This window comes from Streptomyces sp. NPDC049837, assembly GCF_040674455.1.
In the GTDB taxonomy this organism is placed as follows: Bacteria; Actinomycetota; Actinomycetes; order Streptomycetales; family Streptomycetaceae; genus Streptomyces.
The window spans coordinates 1-15,922 of record NZ_JBFAMP010000008.1 but is presented as its reverse complement, the minus strand read 5'-3'; the positions used below and the strand labels follow the sequence as shown (position 1 = coordinate 15,922).

Annotated in this window: 16 protein-coding genes; 9 read left to right on the top strand and 7 right to left on the bottom strand. The window is 70.8% G+C overall.

The annotated features are described in order from the left end of the window. The first annotated feature begins 61 nt into the window (after positions 1-61). Positions 62-2,755: an FHA domain-containing protein gene (locus AB0J57_RS21880; RefSeq protein WP_366129939.1), complete on the top strand. Its 2,694-nt coding sequence runs from the start codon at positions 62-64 to the stop codon at positions 2,753-2,755. A gap of 70 nt (positions 2,756-2,825) precedes the next feature. Here AB0J57_RS21880 and AB0J57_RS21875 read toward each other — a convergent pair whose 3' ends face one another. From AB0J57_RS21875 to AB0J57_RS21865, 3 genes are all read right to left on the bottom strand, one after another. Continuing rightward, a complete protein-coding gene (locus AB0J57_RS21875; protein WP_366129938.1) occupies positions 2,826-3,572 on the bottom strand; it encodes a transglycosylase SLT domain-containing protein in 747 nt (248 codons plus the stop codon). Between the two features lie 317 nt (positions 3,573-3,889). Beyond that, positions 3,890-4,942 carry an S-adenosylmethionine:tRNA ribosyltransferase-isomerase gene (locus AB0J57_RS21870; RefSeq protein ID WP_366129936.1) on the bottom strand — a complete coding sequence of 351 codons (1,053 nt, stop codon included), beginning with the start codon at positions 4,940-4,942 and terminating at the stop codon, positions 3,890-3,892. Next, entirely contained in the window at positions 4,939-5,640 is a 702-nt protein-coding gene (locus AB0J57_RS21865; RefSeq protein ID WP_366129935.1) for an SDR family oxidoreductase, read from the bottom strand. The genes AB0J57_RS21870 and AB0J57_RS21865 overlap by 4 nt, the downstream gene beginning before the upstream one ends. A 173-nt stretch (positions 5,641-5,813) precedes the next feature. On the opposite strand from AB0J57_RS21865, the gene AB0J57_RS21860 reads away from it, so the two are divergent. From AB0J57_RS21860 to AB0J57_RS21850, 3 genes are all read left to right on the top strand, one after another. Beyond that, positions 5,814-6,971 carry a GAF domain-containing sensor histidine kinase gene (locus AB0J57_RS21860; RefSeq protein WP_366129934.1) on the top strand — a complete coding sequence of 386 codons (1,158 nt, stop codon included), beginning with the start codon at positions 5,814-5,816 and terminating at the stop codon, positions 6,969-6,971. Beyond that, a complete protein-coding gene (locus AB0J57_RS21855; RefSeq protein WP_366129933.1) occupies positions 6,964-7,608 on the top strand; it encodes a response regulator transcription factor in 645 nt (214 codons plus the stop codon). The genes AB0J57_RS21860 and AB0J57_RS21855 overlap by 8 nt, the downstream gene beginning before the upstream one ends. Positions 7,609-7,755: 147 nt before the next feature. Next, the gene (locus AB0J57_RS21850; RefSeq protein ID WP_366129932.1) at positions 7,756-8,001 is read left to right on the top strand and encodes a chaplin; all 246 of its coding nucleotides are present in this window, start codon (positions 7,756-7,758) and stop codon (positions 7,999-8,001) included. A 389-nt stretch (positions 8,002-8,390) separates the two neighbouring features. Here the strand turns inward: AB0J57_RS21850 and AB0J57_RS21845 are convergent, their stop codons facing one another. Beyond that, the gene (locus AB0J57_RS21845) at positions 8,391-9,194 is read right to left on the bottom strand and encodes a hypothetical protein (RefSeq protein WP_366129931.1); all 804 of its coding nucleotides are present in this window, start codon (positions 9,192-9,194) and stop codon (positions 8,391-8,393) included. Between the two features lie 200 nt (positions 9,195-9,394). Between AB0J57_RS21845 and AB0J57_RS21840 the strand changes: the two genes are divergently transcribed. The 4 genes from AB0J57_RS21840 (at position 9,395) to AB0J57_RS21825 (ending at position 12,616) form a co-directional block, all read left to right on the top strand. Then, positions 9,395-10,186, top strand: a complete 792-nt coding sequence (locus AB0J57_RS21840) for an ABC transporter ATP-binding protein (protein WP_366129930.1) — start codon at positions 9,395-9,397, stop codon at positions 10,184-10,186. 52 nt (positions 10,187-10,238) lie between these two features. After that, complete coding sequence (locus AB0J57_RS21835) at positions 10,239-10,667, top strand: NfeD family protein (protein WP_366129929.1); 429 nt, start codon at positions 10,239-10,241, stop codon at positions 10,665-10,667. A 144-nt stretch (positions 10,668-10,811) separates the two neighbouring features. Beyond that, on the top strand, positions 10,812-11,762 hold the full coding sequence (locus AB0J57_RS21830; RefSeq protein WP_031072403.1) for an SPFH domain-containing protein: 951 nt from the start codon (positions 10,812-10,814) through the stop codon (positions 11,760-11,762). Between the two features lie 83 nt (positions 11,763-11,845). Continuing rightward, on the top strand, positions 11,846-12,616 hold the full coding sequence (locus AB0J57_RS21825; protein WP_366129928.1) for a sulfite exporter TauE/SafE family protein: 771 nt from the start codon (positions 11,846-11,848) through the stop codon (positions 12,614-12,616). Positions 12,617-12,715: 99 nt separating this feature from the next. Here the strand turns inward: AB0J57_RS21825 and AB0J57_RS21820 are convergent, their stop codons facing one another. From AB0J57_RS21820 to AB0J57_RS21810, 3 genes are all read right to left on the bottom strand, one after another. Then, positions 12,716-13,222, bottom strand: a complete 507-nt coding sequence (locus AB0J57_RS21820) for an HNH endonuclease (RefSeq protein ID WP_366129927.1) — start codon at positions 13,220-13,222, stop codon at positions 12,716-12,718. Between the two features lie 165 nt (positions 13,223-13,387). Further along, the gene (locus AB0J57_RS21815; protein WP_366130250.1) at positions 13,388-13,924 is read right to left on the bottom strand and encodes a YbhB/YbcL family Raf kinase inhibitor-like protein; all 537 of its coding nucleotides are present in this window, start codon (positions 13,922-13,924) and stop codon (positions 13,388-13,390) included. Positions 13,925-13,985: 61 nt separating this feature from the next. Then, the gene (locus AB0J57_RS21810) at positions 13,986-14,768 is read right to left on the bottom strand and encodes a sporulation protein (RefSeq protein WP_366129926.1); all 783 of its coding nucleotides are present in this window, start codon (positions 14,766-14,768) and stop codon (positions 13,986-13,988) included. A 94-nt stretch (positions 14,769-14,862) separates the two neighbouring features. Between AB0J57_RS21810 and AB0J57_RS21805 the strand changes: the two genes are divergently transcribed. After that, positions 14,863-15,507, top strand: a complete 645-nt coding sequence (locus AB0J57_RS21805) for a DNA-3-methyladenine glycosylase (protein ID WP_366129925.1) — start codon at positions 14,863-14,865, stop codon at positions 15,505-15,507. Positions 15,508-15,922 lie beyond the last annotated feature (415 nt).

The following is a 15,922-nucleotide window of genomic DNA, read 5'->3' as shown; positions in this document are numbered from 1 at the left end:
TTCGCCATCCCTAGACTCCCTGCCACGGGGGGAACTCGGGGGACAAGTAGTGGGGCATGGAGTGCCGGAACTCGTACTGGAATTGAACGGAAGGACCTGGACTCTCGATCCGTCCAGGCCGTACACCCTCGGACGTGATCCGCAGGGCGACCTGGTGATCGACGACGCCAGGGTTTCGTGGCGGCATGCCACGGTGAGCTGGAACGGCCGCAGTTGGGTCATCGAAGACCACGGCTCCACCAACGGCACGTATGTGCAGGGCCAGCGGATCCACCAGATGGAGATCGCCCCCGGCTCTGCCGTGCACCTCGGCAACGCGACCGACGGTCCCCGGCTGAGCCTGACCGACGCCGCGGCGGGCGCCGGCGCGTACAGCGCGCAGGCCGCAGCCCCGCAGGCCCAGGCGCACGCCCAGTCGGCCGCGCCGCAGCAGGCCTGGCAGCAGCAGGCCCAGGGCCAGGCCCCGGCCGCCGCCCCGCACCAGCAGCCCCAGCAGCAGGGCTGGCCCCAGCAGCCACAGCCCCAGCAGCAGCCACAGCCTCAGTACCCGCACCAGGCAAACGCGCAGGTACCGGCACAGGCACCGGCCCAGGGCCAGCCGCACCAGGGCCAGCCGCAAGCCCAGCCGCACGTCCCGCACCAGCCGCCCGGGCCCGCCGGTCACCCCGGCGGCCCTGTCGAGCAGTTCGCGCAGAAGGCGCCGGGCCAGGGCGGCGGCAGCGCCGCGGCGGTCCCGCCCGTCCACGCCGAGCGCAGCCCCACCACCTTCCACCAGGTGGCGCTGGGCCGCGTCATGCGCATCGGTCGTGCGCTCGAGAACGAACTGGTCGTCTCCGACCTCCAGGTCTCGCGCCACCACGCCGAGTTCCACGCCACGCCCGACGGCCGGTTCGAGATCCGCGACCTCGGCTCGCACAACGGTACGTACGTCAACGGTCAGCCGCTCGCCAAGTCCGGCTCCGCGCTCATCGGCCCGAACGACATCGTCGGCGTCGGTCACTCGACGTTCCGGCTCGTCGGCGACCGGCTCGAGGAGTTCGTCGACACCGGTGAGGTCTCCTTCTCGGCCCGCCACCTCACCGTCACGGTCGACGGCGGCAAGCAGATCCTGAAGGACGTCTCCTTCGGCGTTCCGGAGAAGTCGCTGATCGCGGTCATCGGCCCGTCCGGCTCCGGCAAGTCGACCCTGCTGAAGGCGCTCACCGGCTACCGCCCCGCCAACCAGGGCGACGTCCTCTACGACAACCGGAACCTGTACAAGCAGTTCGCCGAGCTCCGCCAGCGCATCGGTCTGGTCCCGCAGGACGACATCCTGCACAAGGAGCTGACCGTCCGCACCGCGCTCAAGTACGCCGCGAAGCTCCGCTTCCCCGCGGACACCACCGAGCAGGAGCGCGAGGCGCGGATCGACGAGGTCCTGCGGGAGCTCAAGCTCGACATCCACAAGACCAAGAAGATCACCGCGCTCTCCGGCGGCCAGCGCAAGCGCGTCTCCGTCGCGCTGGAGCTGCTGACGAAGCCGTCGCTGATCTTCCTGGACGAGCCGACCTCCGGCCTCGACCCGGGCATGGACCGCGACGTCATGCAGTTGCTGCGCGGGCTGGCCGACGACGGCCGTACGGTCCTCGTCGTCACCCACTCCGTCGCCGAGCTCGCGCTCTGCGACAAGCTGCTGGTCATGGCGCCCGGCGGCTCGGTGGCCTACTTCGGCCCGCCGGAGGAGGCGCTCAACTTCTTCGGCTACGACACCTGGGCGGACGTCTTCTCCGCGTTCGAGAACTACCGCGACTACGACTGGGCGGGCCGCTGGAAGGGCTCGCAGCACTACCAGATGTACGCCGCGGACCTCGACGCCGTCGCCCCGCAGGTGGTGGAGATGCCGTCGGCCCACGCGATGCGGCCGCCCAAGCCGCAGGGCTGGGGCGCGCAGCTCTGGACCCTGATCCGCCGCTACCTCTCGGTCATCGCCTCCGACAAGGGCTTCATGGCCCTGATGGTGATCCTGCCGGCCGTTCTCGGTGTGGTCTCCACGCTGATCAGCTCGAACTACGGGCTCCGGCCCAGCCCGCGCGGCCCGAACGGCAGCGCGGCGACGATCCTGCTGATCCTCGCGGTGGGCGCCTGCTTCGCCGGTGCCGCCAACTCCGTACGAGAACTGATCAAGGAACGGGTCATCTACGAACGGGAACGGGCCACGGGCCTGTCACGTTCGGCGTACCTCATGTCGAAGGTGATCGTCCTCGGTCTGATCACGATCATCCAGGGCGCGATCATCGGCGGCATCGGCTTCGGTATGCGTGACGTGCCGGACGAGGGCCTGCTCTTCGGCTCCTCCCTGGTACGGCTCGAACTGAGCCTGCCGATCATGGCGCTCGGCTTCACCTCGATGATGTTCGGCCTGATCATCTCCTCGCTGGTGAAGACCGCCGAGAAGACGATGCCGCTGCTGGTGATGTTCGCGATCATCCAGGTCGTCTTCACCGGCTGCCTGTTCACGCTGCACGGCCAGGTCGGCGTCAACGAGTTCTCGTACCTGATGCCGTCCCGCTGGGCCGTCGCCGCCGCCGGAACGACCGCGCAGCTCAACGTCCTGTTCCCCAACCAGGACGACCCCACCGACACGGACCCGCTGTGGGACCACGAGGTGGGCCAGTGGATGGTCGACATGGGCGCGCTCCTGGCGCTCGGCGCCATCTGCGGCGTGATCGTGGCGCGCCTGCTGCGCCGCCACGAGCCCGAGGTCATGCGCAAGTAGTACGCGTGGACACACGCGCCGAAGGGCGGCACCCGCACGGGGTGCCGCCCTTCGGCATGAGTGAACCGGCTCAGTAGGCGCTGTTCACGTTGTCCATGGAGCCGTAACGGTCGGCCGCGTAGTTGCAGGCGGCGACGATGTTGGCGACCGGGTCGTACTGGTCGAACTTGGTGCCCGGCACGTGGTAGGCCTTGAAGGTCGGGTAGATGACCTGCAGCAGGCCCTTCGACGGGACACCGTTGATGGCGTTGATGTCCCAGTTGTTGATGGCCCGGGGGTTACCGCTGGACTCCCGCATGATGTTGCGGTGGATGCCCTCGTAGGTACCCGGGATGTTGTGCTTCTTCATGATGAAGAGCGCCTCGCGGATCCAGCCGTCGAGGTTGTTGGCGAACACCGGCTTGCGGGCGGCGGCGCGGCTCGCGGCGGCCTTGGCGGCGGCGCGCTTCTTCGCGGCGGCCTCGGCCTTCGCCTTCGCGGCGGCGGCCTTGGCCTTGGCGGCAGCGGCGGCCTGGGCCTTCGCCTTCGCGGCGGCGGCGTCGGCCTTCGCCTTCAGCTCGATGGTGGTCTGCTGCTCGGTGATGCCGAGGTGCAGGGGCTTGCTCTGGGTGTTGGCCAGCGTGTGGGTCAGCGCGACCGGAGCGGCAGCGGGAGCGGCGGCGACAGCCTGCGGCTCGGTCTCGGCGGCGGCGTCGTTGCCCGGAACGACGGAGAACGCGAGCGCGGCGGCGCTCAGCGTGGCGATGCCGGCGAGGGAGAGCTTGTGGTTCTGCTTGAGACGGCTGAAGCCGGGGCGGCGGGTGCTGGACGCGGACATGCAGTCGTACCTCTTCGAATAGCGGGACGTCGCTTGGCCGGGGCGGCGCTACGCCTGCTGCGGCGGGCGACGGCTGCAATTCTTAGCGGCCGCAAAATCCTGTGGCAAAGGTGTGACGTACGAAGCCGGGTAGTGGATCAGCGGGTGCCGGAGAGCGCCTCCGCACCCGCCACGCACCCGCTGGACCAGCACTCATCCGCTACTTATGTCCTCCACTAGCCCGGTTCGTAAGTGACCTGGGTCCTATGTGCGGGCTCACATCGGGCACGTAACAGTCTCACCATCTGTTGCACGAGCAATGCGCTCAGTGAGGCCCCTCATCCGGCCTCGTCCGGCAGGATGAGGTGGACGTCGCCGAACTCGTGCCACAGGTAGAGCCGCCTCAGCGCCTCGGCGTACGCACGGCCCAGCGCCGCCCGCCCCGCGATCGCCTCCAGCATCAGCAGATGCGAGGCCTCCGGCTCGTGCAGCCCGGTCAGCAGCCCGTCCACGGCGCGCACCCCACGCCGCGGCGTGACCACCAGGTCCGTCCAGCCCTCGGCCGGGCGCACGACACCGTCGTCACCGGCCGCCGACTCCAGCGCCCGCACCGCCGTCGTCCCCACGGCCACGATCCGGCCGCCACCCGCCCGCGCCGCGCCCACCAGCCACGCGGTGGCCGCCGGCACCTCGAACCGCTCCGGGTACGGCGGCTCGTGCGCCTCCGCCGACGCCACGCCCGCGTGCAGCCGCACCGGCGCGAACTGCACGCCCCGGCTCACCAGCTCCGCCACCATCCCGGCCGTGAAGGGCCGCGCCGCACTCGGCATCTCCGCGGAACCCGCGCCGTCCCGGGACGGCCGCGCGAAGACGGTCTGGTACGCGGCCACCGGCTGGTCCCGCTCCGTGTACCGGTACCGGATGGGACGCCCGTACCCGGCCAGCAGCCCCGGCACACCCACCGAGACGGAAGCCCACCACAACCGCCCCGACCCCGGGCTCAGCGGCTCCTCCAGCACGAGCTGCGCCCCACCGGGCAGCCGCACCACCCCTCCCGCCGGCCCACCGGCCCTGGGCCGCGTACTGCCCCGCCCGTCCGGGTCCCGCAGCTCCACCGACCACCGCCCGTCGTCCCCGCGCGTGGAGAAGTGCACCACCACGGTGTCCCCGCCGAGCCGCCCGGTCACCGCCGCGGCCAGGGTCGGCGAGGTGTTCACCACCAGCACGTCCCCGGCCCGCAGCAGCCCCGGCAGCTCCCGGAACGCGTGGTGCGACACCTCGGTCCCGCGCGACACCAGCAGCCGTACGTCGTCCCGCCCCGCGCCCCGCTGCTCGGCCGGCACCCGCGCGGACAGCTCCTCGGGCACCCGCAGCGCCTCCAGCACGCTCACGCGTCCACCCCCAGCAGCGCCGCCGCCGCGAACCGCCCGTTCGCCGGCCGCTCCGCCAGCAGCCGCAGGAAGCCCGGCACCACCGACTCGGGGCTGGGGCGGCCGGAGTCGTCGTCGAGGGGGACGGCCGCCTGGTACAGGTCCGTCCGCATGTCGCCCGGGTCCACCGCCCACACCCGCAGCTCCGGCTCCTCCACGGCCAGGACCGCCGCGAGCTGGTCCAGTGCGGCCTTCGACGCCCCGTACCCGCCCCACGTCTCGTACGCCTCCGCAGCCGCGTCCGAACTGAGCGCGATCACCGTGCCGGACCCACTCGCCCGCAACAGCGGAAGGGCCTCCTGTACGAGGCCGAGGGCGGCCACCACGTTCGTCTCCAGCGCCGCCCGCAACCCCTCCAGCGGGAGCGCGTCCAGCCGTACGAGAGGCTCGGCCCCCAGCGCGCTCGCATTGCTGACCAACAGGTCCAGCCCGCCCAGCTCGCGCGCCGCCGCCACCAGCGCCGCCCGGTGCCACTCGTCCGTGACGTCCCCCGGCAGCGCCACCACCCGCGTCCCGTACGCCCGCGCCTCCCGCGCGCTCTCCTCCAGTACGGAGGCGGTCCTGGCGTCCAGCACCAGATCCCAGCCCTGCCGGGCGAGCCCTGCGGCCAGCGCCCGCCCCAGCCCCTTCGAAGCACCCGTGATGATCGCGACAGCCATGACATCCATCCCTTGTCCGAGTCGACTGCCCTCAGCCTGGAACCCGCCCCCCGGCGCCCGCCTCGGCCCCGGGACCCGGACCCGCAAGGGACTTCGGCCTAGGCCTTCCGCCCTAATCGACCGCCGTCCCCGGTCCGATACGGACTGTCACACCCCGCCGGTAACGTGAACGCATGACCGATCGACCGCCCCGCTCCGGCCTCGCCGCCGTCAGCACCGCCCTGCTCGCGATGAGCCGGCACCTGGAGGTGCGCGACGTCCTCAAGACGATCGTCGCCTCCGCCCGTGAGCTGCTCGACGCCGAGTACGCGGCGCTGGGCGTGCCGGACGACCACGGCGGCTTCGCCCAGTTCGTCGTGGACGGCGTCAGCGAGGAGCAGTGGAAGGCGATCGGCCCGCTGCCCCGCCAGCACGGCATCCTCGCGGCGATGCTTCACGAGGCGAAGACCGAGCGCCTCGCCGACGTCCGCAAGGACCCCCGCTTCGAGGGATGGCCCTCCGCCCACCCCGACATGTCCGACTTCCTGGGCCTGCCCATCCGGGACGGCGACGAGACGATCGGCGCGCTGTTCCTCGCCAACAAGCGCTGCCCCGATGGCCCGGTCCCCGAGGGCGGCTGCGGCTTCACCGAGGACGACGAGGAGCTCCTCGGCATCCTCGCCCAGCACGCCGCGATAGCCCTCACCAACGCCCGGCTGTACGAGCGCAGCCGCGAGCTCACCATCGCCGAGGAGCGCTCGCGCCTCGCCCACGAGCTGCACGACGCGGTCAGCCAGAAGCTGTTCTCACTGCGCCTCACCGCCCAGGCCGCCGCCGCCCTCGTCGACCGCGACCCGTCCCGCGCCAAGGGGGAGCTCCAGCAGGTCGCCGTGCTCGCCGCCGAGGCCGCGGACGAGCTGCGCGCCGCCGTCGTCGAGCTGCGGCCCGCCGCGCTCGACGAGGACGGCCTCGTCCACACCCTCCGTACACAGATACAGGTCCTGGACCGCGCCCACACCGCCCACGTGACCTTCGACAGCTCCGGCGTACGGGCCCTGCCCGCCGCCCAGGAGGAGGCCATGCTCCGGGTCGCCCAGGAGGCGCTGCACAACGCCCTGCGCCACTCCGGGGCCGACCACGTGGCCGTCTCCCTCGTACGGCGCGGCCAGGGCGCCCTCCTCAGCGTCACCGACAACGGCAAGGGCTTCGAACCGCGCTCGGTCCGCCGGGCCGGCCGGCACCTCGGCCTGGTCTCCATGCGGGACCGGGCGGGCGGCGTCGGCGGAAAGCTCACCGTCCAGTCCGCGCCCGGCAAGGGCACCACGATCGAGATGGAGGTCCCCGGTGGCTGACAAGACCATCCGCGTCCTGCTGGTCGACGACCACCAGGTGGTCCGCCGCGGACTGCGCACCTTCCTGGAGGTCCAGGACGACATCGAGGTGGTGGGGGAGGCGGCCGACGGTGCCGAGGGCGTGGCCCGCGCCGAGGAGCTCCGCCCCGACGTCGTCCTCATGGACGTGAAGATGCCCGGCATGGACGGCATCGAGGCGCTGCGCAAGCTCCGCGAGCTGGGCAACCCGGCCAAGGTGCTGATCGTCACCAGCTTCACCGAGCAGCGCACGGTCATCCCCGCACTGCGGGCGGGCGCGTCGGGATACGTGTACAAGGACGTCGACCCGGACGCGCTGGCCGGCGCCATCCGCTCCGTACACGCCGGGCACGTCCTGCTCCAGCCGGAGGTGGCCGTGGCGCTCCTCTCCCAGGAGGACACCAACGGCGGTACGGGCCGGGGCGGCACCCTGACCGACCGGGAGCGGGAGGTCCTCGGCCTGATCGCCGACGGCCGCTCCAACCGCGAGATCGCCCGGGCGCTGGTCCTCTCCGAGAAGACCGTCAAGACGCACGTCTCCAACATCCTGATGAAGCTCGACCTCGCCGACCGCACCCAGGCCGCGCTCTGGGCGGTCCGCCACGGCCTGACGGGCTGACCGAGTCAATCCGAGGCCCCTCACCGGTACGAGATTCATACCGTCGGGTGTATGTCACCCACTCGGCGCAACCCGAGCGCCGGGTGGGCGTTCTCCATGGCGTGCTGCGGTGATCGCCGCAGCGATAGTCAACGGAGGATTTCCGAAGTGAAGAACCTGAAGAAGGCCGCTGCCGTCACCATGGTCGCCGGTGGACTCGTGGCCGCCGCCGCGGGCGCCGCCTCCGCCACCGGTGGTGCGCACGCGGACGGCGCCGCCGTCCACTCGCCCGGTGTCGGCTCCGGCAACCTGGTGCAGGTCCCCGTTCACGTCCCGGTGAACGTCTCGGGCAACAGCGTCAACGTGATCGGCCTGCTGAACCCGGCCTTCGGCAACACCGCCGTCAACCACTGACGGCCGAACGACTCCCCCCGGCCCCCAGCCCCGCCTGGGGGCCGACCCCTTCCCCCACAATCCCGGCCACCACCCAACGGCCCCGGCCACCGGCCCGCCCGGACGCCGACCCCACCCGCGCCGCTCACCCCAGCCCAGCTACCGGGCCCGGATCCGCTCAGCTCGCCCCCTCTCCCGGTCACCCCCTATGCCCGGGCAGCGAAGGTACGGGGCGACTCGACACACACCGCCCCAGCCCGGCGCCGCTCGCTGGCTGCGCGCCGCTCACCCCCACCCCTACCGGCCACCCCCATGCCCGGGCCCCGAAGGGCGCGCCGTCCCCACCACGGCCGCCCCACCCCCCATGCCCCGAAGGGCGGGGCGTCCTCGCCCCGCCCACCCCCATCCGCTCACCCCCGCTCGCGTTCCTCCACCCACGCGTTGAACGCCGCCACCTGGGCCCGCCTGGCCACGCGTTCCACCGGGCGCAGGGCCTCCGCCCGGGCTGCCATTTCCGACGCGCTCACCGCCCCGCCGTGCGCGCCGCCCGACCCGTAGGCCGGCGAATAGGCCAGCGAGACCAGCAGCCCCACCCGCTGGGCCAGCTCCAGGACGCGCACCGCCCGCGGCGGATACCCCGGCGCCAGCACCTGGCGCCCGGCCTCCGCCCGCGCCCGGTACGCGTCCAGCGCCGCCTCCGCCACCGGCCCCGACGCCGCCACGTCCAGCCGCGTCAGCACCACCGTCGCGTCCCGCAGCGCCTCGGCCAGCTCCCGCTCCGCCTCGCCGAGCGACGGCACGTCCGCCGGCGGCGCCTCCCGCACGGGCAGGCAGTGCCACAGGACCTCCACATGCAGGTCCCCGGGCTCCGGCCCCGCCTCGTACACCTCCGGCACCAGGCCGAAACCGGCCCCGTACCCGACGACCGCCTCCTCGGCCTCCAGCGCCCGCGCGTTGAATTCCGGCGGGCCGCTCAGCCCCAGCGGATGCCCCGGCGCCGGCAGCGCCACCCGCCATCCCTTGACGCCCAGCGCCCGCAGCCGCCCCAGCGCCAGAGTCAAACCGACCGGCCCCTCCTCGCCCGGCAGGCCCTCCACCCGGTGCACGGCGTCGTCCCCGACGATCGCGAGCACGGCCTCATCCGGCGACACCAACCCGGCCAGCAGGGCGTTCCCCCATGCGGCCAACCGTCCTGAACGTGGTTCCGAAAGCATTCCCCCACCCTAGGCACTGCCACCGGGACACCGTGCCCCGAACCGGACCGAGCAGACAGGGCAGAACGACAGGGGAGAACCCGACAGGGGAGACCTAACGACCGGCTCCCGCCACCGGTGGCGTAGGTTTTCCCCTGGGAGCTTCGCCCACAGGCGCAAGCGACGACGAGACTCGACCGCATAGGGGAGACAACGCGCTCATGAGCGATGTACTGGAGCTGGTGGACGTATCCGTGGTCCGCGACGGACGCGCTCTGGTGGACGACGTCTCCTGGTCGGTCAAGGAGGGCGAGCGCTGGGTCATCCTCGGCCCCAACGGCGCCGGCAAGACCACCCTTCTCAACGTCGCGTCCAGCTACCTCTTCCCGAGCACCGGCACCGCCCGCATCCTGGGCGACCAGCTCGGCAAGGTCGACGTCTTCGAACTGCGCCCGCGCATCGGCATGGCGGGTATCGCCATGGCCGACAAGCTGCCCAAGCGCCAGACCGTCCTCCAGACCGTGCTCACCGCCGCGTACGGCATGACCGCGACCTGGCACGAGAACTACGACGCCGTCGACGAGGACCGCGCCCGCGCCTTCCTCGACCGCCTCGGCATGACCGAGTTCCTGGACCGCACCTTCGGCACCCTCTCCGAAGGCGAGCGCAAGCGCACCCTGATCGCCCGCGCGATGATGACCGACCCCGAGCTGCTCCTCCTCGACGAGCCGGCCGCCGGCCTCGACCTCGGCGGCCGTGAGGACCTGGTGCGCCGCCTCGGCCGCCTCGCCCGCGACGCGTACGCCCCCTCGATGGTCATGGTCACCCACCACGTCGAGGAAATCCCGCCGGGCTTCACCCATGTCCTGATGATCCGTCAGGGCAAGGTGCTCGCCGCCGGGCCGGTCGAGACGGAACTGACCTCCCGCAACCTCTCGCACTGCTTCGGCCTGCCGCTCGTCGTCGAGCGCGTCGGCGACCGCTACACGGCCCAGGGCCTTCCCTTGTCGTAACGCGGCGCCCGCGCCCTGTCCGCGAACCGATTCCCGGTCCTACCATGACCACGTGGACATCGACGCATGGGTCTGGTGGCTGATCGGCGCGGTGGGACTCGGCATCCCGCTCGTCCTGACAGCGATGCCGGAATTCGGAATGCTGTCCGTGGGAGCGATCGCGGGAGCCGTCACCGCGGGCCTCGGCTTCGGCGTCGTGGCCCAAGTGGTCGTCTTCGCCGCCGTCTCCGTCGCGCTCATCGCGGTGGTACGCCCGATCGCGGCCCGCCACCGCGACGGACGGCCACAACTCGCCACCAACGTCGATGCCTTGAGAGGCCGCCAAGCCCTCGTGCTCGAACGCGTCGACGGCGCCGGCGGCCGCATCAAGCTGGCCGGCGAGGTCTGGTCCGCCCGCGCCCTCGACGGCGACCAGACATTCGAACCGGGTCAGCAGGTCGACGTGGTCGAGATCGACGGCGCGACCGCCGTAGTGATGTGATGTGACCCGCGGTCAGGTCCCGCAACCTGGTCAACTCCCGCCGAACGGCGCACGCGAGAGCCCGCCGTCTGCGAAACTCGATCATCGAACCAACCGGCAACGAACCGGCAGACAACCGGCAGCGAAGGGCACGGGGAACACACGATGCCATCAGTCATCATCGTCCTGGTCATCCTGGTGGTGCTCGTCTTCATCGCCCTGATCAAGACGATCCAGGTCATCCCGCAGGCCAGCGCCGCCATCGTCGAGCGCTTCGGCCGCTACACCCGCACCCTCAACGCGGGGCTGAACATCGTCGTCCCGTTCATCGACTCGATCCGCAACCGGATCGACCTCCGCGAACAGGTGGTCCCCTTCCCGCCCCAGCCGGTGATCACCCAGGACAACCTCGTCGTGAACATCGACACCGTCATCTACTACCAGGTGACCGACGCCCGCGCCGCGACCTACGAAGTCGCCAGCTACATCCAGGCGATCGAGCAGCTCACCGTCACGACCCTCCGCAACATCATCGGCGGCATGGACCTGGAGCGCACCCTCACCTCCCGCGAGGAGATCAACGCGGCCCTCCGCGGCGTCCTCGACGAAGCCACCGGCAAGTGGGGCATCCGCGTCAACCGCGTCGAGCTCAAGGCCATCGAGCCGCCCACCTCCATCCAGGACTCGATGGAGAAGCAGATGCGCGCCGACCGCGACAAGCGCGCCGCCATCCTCACCGCCGAAGGCATCCGGCAGTCCCAGATCCTCACCGCCGAGGGTGAGAAGCAGTCCGCGATCCTCCGCGCCGAAGGCGAGGCCAAGGCCGCCGCCCTCCGCGCCGAGGGCGAAGCACAGGCCGTCCGCACGGTCTTCGAAGCCATCCACGCCGGCGACCCCGACCAGAAGCTCCTCTCGTACCAGTACCTCCAGATGCTCCCGAAGATCGCCGAAGGCGACGCCAACAAGCTCTGGATCGTCCCCAGCGAAATCGGCGACGCCCTCAAGGGCCTCTCCGGCGCCTTCGGCAACATCGGCAACGGCACCCCCGGCTTCAACACCGGCGGCGCCGCCAAGCAGCCGCCGCAACAGCGCCGCGAAGAGCCCCCGGTCGACTGAAACGCCCACCCCTTCGTGCATGATCAGTGCATCAAGCACCGATCCGGCAAGCACTGATCCTGTACGAAGGGCGAGGGCACCGCGTGACGATCTGGGAGATGCTCGCCGTCTTCGCCGCAGGCATCGGCGCCGGCACGATCAACACCATCGTCGGATCGGGAACGCTCATCACCTTCCCGGTCCTGGTCGCCACCGGCCTCCCACCGGTCACCGCCACCGTCTCCAACGCCCTCGGCCTGATCCCCGGCTCCATCAGCGGCGCCATCGGCTACCGCGCCGAACTCACCGGCCAGCGCCGCCGCATCCTCCGCCTGAGCATCGCCGCCGCCACCGGAGGCCTCGGCGGAGCCATACTGCTCCTCCTCCTGCCCGCCGCCGCCTTCGAGACCATCGTCCCGGTCCTGGTCGGCCTCGCCCTCGTGCTGGTCCTCCTGCAACCCCGCATCTCGCGCGCCGTCCAGCGCCGCCGCGACCGCGAAGGCACCCACGGCAACCCCGACGGCGGCCCACTCCTCTTCGCCGGCCTCCTCCTCGCCAGCGTCTACGGCGGCTACTTCACCGCCGCCCAGGGGATCATCTACCTCTCCCTCATGGGCATGCTGCTCCACGACACCTTGCAGCGCCTCAACGCGACGAAGAACATCCTCGCGGCAGTCGTCAACACCATCGCCGCGCTCTTCTTCCTCTTCGTCGCCCACTTCGACTGGACGGCCGTGCTGCTGATCGCCGTCGGCTCCACCATCGGCGGCCAGATCGGCGCCAAGGTCGGCCGTCGCCTGCCACCGGCCGTGCTACGCGCGGTGATCATCGTGGTCGGCGTCCTCGCGATCGTCCAACTCACCACCAGGGAATGACGACCCCGGAACACACGAGAAGCCCGTCCCGGTCCGACGACGAGTCGGACGACGAGACGGGCTTCCACTCACCGGGCGCCGTTCACCCGGCGGCGCGGTTCACGCGGCCGCCGAGGACAACCACTCCGGCAGCTCTTCCCGGCCCCGTACCCCGAGCGCGAGCAGCATCGCGTCGGCCGGCGACGGGATGAACGGCTGGTGCAGCAGCGGCATCCCCGCCTGCTCCGGCGTACGGTCCGCTTTGCGGTGATTGTCCTCCGCGCAGGACGCCACCGTGTTCAGCCAGTCGTCCCCGCCACCCTGCGCCCGCGGCACCACGTGGTCCACGGTCGTCGCCCGCCTCCCGCAGTACGCGCACCTGTGCTGGTCCCGAACCAGCACACCCCTCCGCGACCACGGGGCCTGTCTTCGGAACGGCACCCTGACGTACCGGCAGAGCCTGATCACCCGGGGCACCGGAAGTTCCACGGCGGCAGCCCGCATGCGCAGACGCGGATGCTCCTGCTCGACAACGGCCTTGTCCTGAAGCACAAGCACCACCGCACGGTTGAGTGTCACCGTCGACAGCGGCTCGAAGCTCGCGTTGAGTACCAGCGTGTCCCGCATCCTGCCCACCTCCCGTGTGCCGGCCCGGCCCTGTTCGGCGGGCCTTGGGCTGGGATCAACTCTGGCCGGGCGCGCCGGGTTGGACAACGCAATATCCGTGCGCAACGAAAGATGCCCGCTCCTGATCTCTCCAAGACCAGGAGCGGGCAAACAAAAAGCGAACGATCAGCTCTCCGCCGGTTCCGCGTAATGACCGATGAGCTGAGCACGCGCCAGCGTGTGGAACCGGAGGTTGAACCCGACCACGGCCGGCGACACGTCCGCGTCCGGCCCGAGCTTCTCCGTGTCCACCGCGTACACGGTGAAGACGTAACGATGGTCCTCGCCCGCCGGCGGAGCCGCCCCGCCGAAGTCCTTAGACCCGTAGTCGTTACGGACGTGCACCGCCCCTTCGGGCAGCCCCTCGAACTTCCCGCTGCCCGCACCCGCCGGCAACTCGGTGACCGACGCCGGGATGTCGAACAGCACCCAGTGCCAGAACCCGCTCCCGGTCGGCGCGTCCGGGTCGAAGCACGTCACGGCGAAGCTCTTGGTCTCCGCCGGGAAGCCCTCCCACCGCAGATGCGGCGAGGTGTTGCCCTTCGCGTAGACCTGCGCGTCCGCCAGCACGGCCCCCGCCGCGACGTCATCGCTCACCACGGTGAACGACGGCACCTGCGGATGGAAGTCGTGAGGGAGCGGCGCCCTCTTCTCCTCGGCCACGGTCACGTCAGAACCTCCGTCTCACTGTTCTTTCGAAGGGTTGGCATGAGCTCCGACGAGCCTAGAGCCAGTTGCGCCGGCCGCCGACATCGGCGAGCCACTGGTTGAGGTACGCGGCCCAGTCGGTGTTCTGGAAGTCGTTCAGCCCCACCTTGAACGCCCGGTACGAGTCGCTGCCCTCACTGAACAGACCCGGCTTCTTGTCCATCTCCAGGACGACGTCCATCTCGTGCTCGTCCGCGACGAACGTCAGCTCGACCTGGTTCAGCCCCCGGTACTGCTGCGGCGGCAGGAACTCGATCTCCTGGTAGAACGGCAGTTGCTGCCGCGTCCCCCGGATGTGCCCGCGCTCCATGTCCGCACTCTTGAAGCGGAAGCCGAGCTGGATGAAGGCGTCCAGGATCGCCTGCTGGGCCGGCAGCGGGTGCACATTGATCGCGTCCAGGTCACTGGAGTCCACGGCCCGCGCGATCTCCAGCTCCGTCGACACACCGATGTCCATCCCGCGGAGCTGCTGCCCGGCGATGGTCGTGACCGGCGTCTCCCACGGAATGTCCAGGCCGAACGGCACCACGTGCACCGCCCCGGCCTTCACCTCGAAGGCCCCACCGAGCCGCACCTTCGTGAACTCGATGTCCTGCTTGACCTCCTGGTCACCGCCCTCCACCTCGACGCGCGCCTGGAGACCGACCGACAGCCCCTCGATCCGCTGATCCACCGAGCCGCCCTGGATGCGCACCTCACCCTGGACGACGCCACCGGGCACCACGTTCGCCTCCGTGAGTACCGTCTCCACGGACGCGCCCCCCGCGCCCAGGCTCGCCAGCAGCTTCTTGAACCCCATGTTCACTCCTTTTCGGACCGGATCTGATCCTGACCCCTATACATACGCGCATACGCGGAAGGACCGCGGCCGGTTCCCAGTACGCTCGTACGACATGATCGAGAGCTCCGACCGTACGCCGCTGCCGCGGGCCTTCTTCGACCGCCCCGTACTGGAGGTCGCCCCGGACCTCCTCGGCCGCACCCTCGTGCGCATGACGGACGACGGCCCCATCGAGCTCCGCCTCACCGAGGTGGAGGCGTACGCGGGCGAGGCCGACCCGGGCTCGCACGCCTACCGTGGCCGCACCGCCCGCAACGCCGTGATGTTCGGCCCGCCCGGTCACGCCTACGTCTACTTCACCTACGGCATGTGGCACTGCCTGAACCTCGTCTGCGGCCCCGAGGGCACCGCGAGCGGTGTCCTGCTGCGGGCCGGCGAAGTCCGGGTCGGCCAGGAGCTCGCCCGCAAACGCCGACTCTCGGCCCGATACGACAAGGAATTGGCCAAAGGCCCCGCCCGCCTCGCCACCGCCCTGGACGTCGACCGCACCCTCGACGGCGCCGACGCCTGCTCCGGCCCGGCTTCCCCCCTCTCCGTCCTGCACGGCACCCCGGTCCACCCCGACCAGGTCCGCACCGGCCCCCGCACGGGAGTGGGCGGCGACGGGGCCACCCACCCCTGGCGCTTCTGGATCGACGGCGACCCCACGGTGAGCCCGTACCGGGCCCACACGCCACGCCGCCGGAGGCGGACTTGACTCGGGGGCCCGAAGCGTCTAACGTCTACCGAGCTGCAAGAGATGGGCCTGCCGTTCGAGGCACCCCAGGAGCAGCCATCCACCACCTAAGATCGACTTCCCGAATGGGTCGGCTTCCGGCGTGTCCGGAATTCAATCCAGCGACTCGATTATGAGTCGTAAGGGAAATGGTCTAAAGTGGTGGAGCGCCGAAAGGGCAAAGGCCTTCCAACGGCCACCGGAAACTGAATCCGAACCGGAAACGGAACGGAAAAGGAATCTGGTAAGGTTGGAAACAACGAAGGGAAGCGCCCGGAGGAAAGCCCGAGAGGGTGAGTACGAAGGAAGCGTCCGTTCCTTGAGAACTCAACAGCGTGCCAAAAGTCAACGCCAGATATGTTGATACCCCGTCCATCTTCGGATGGTCGAGGTTCCT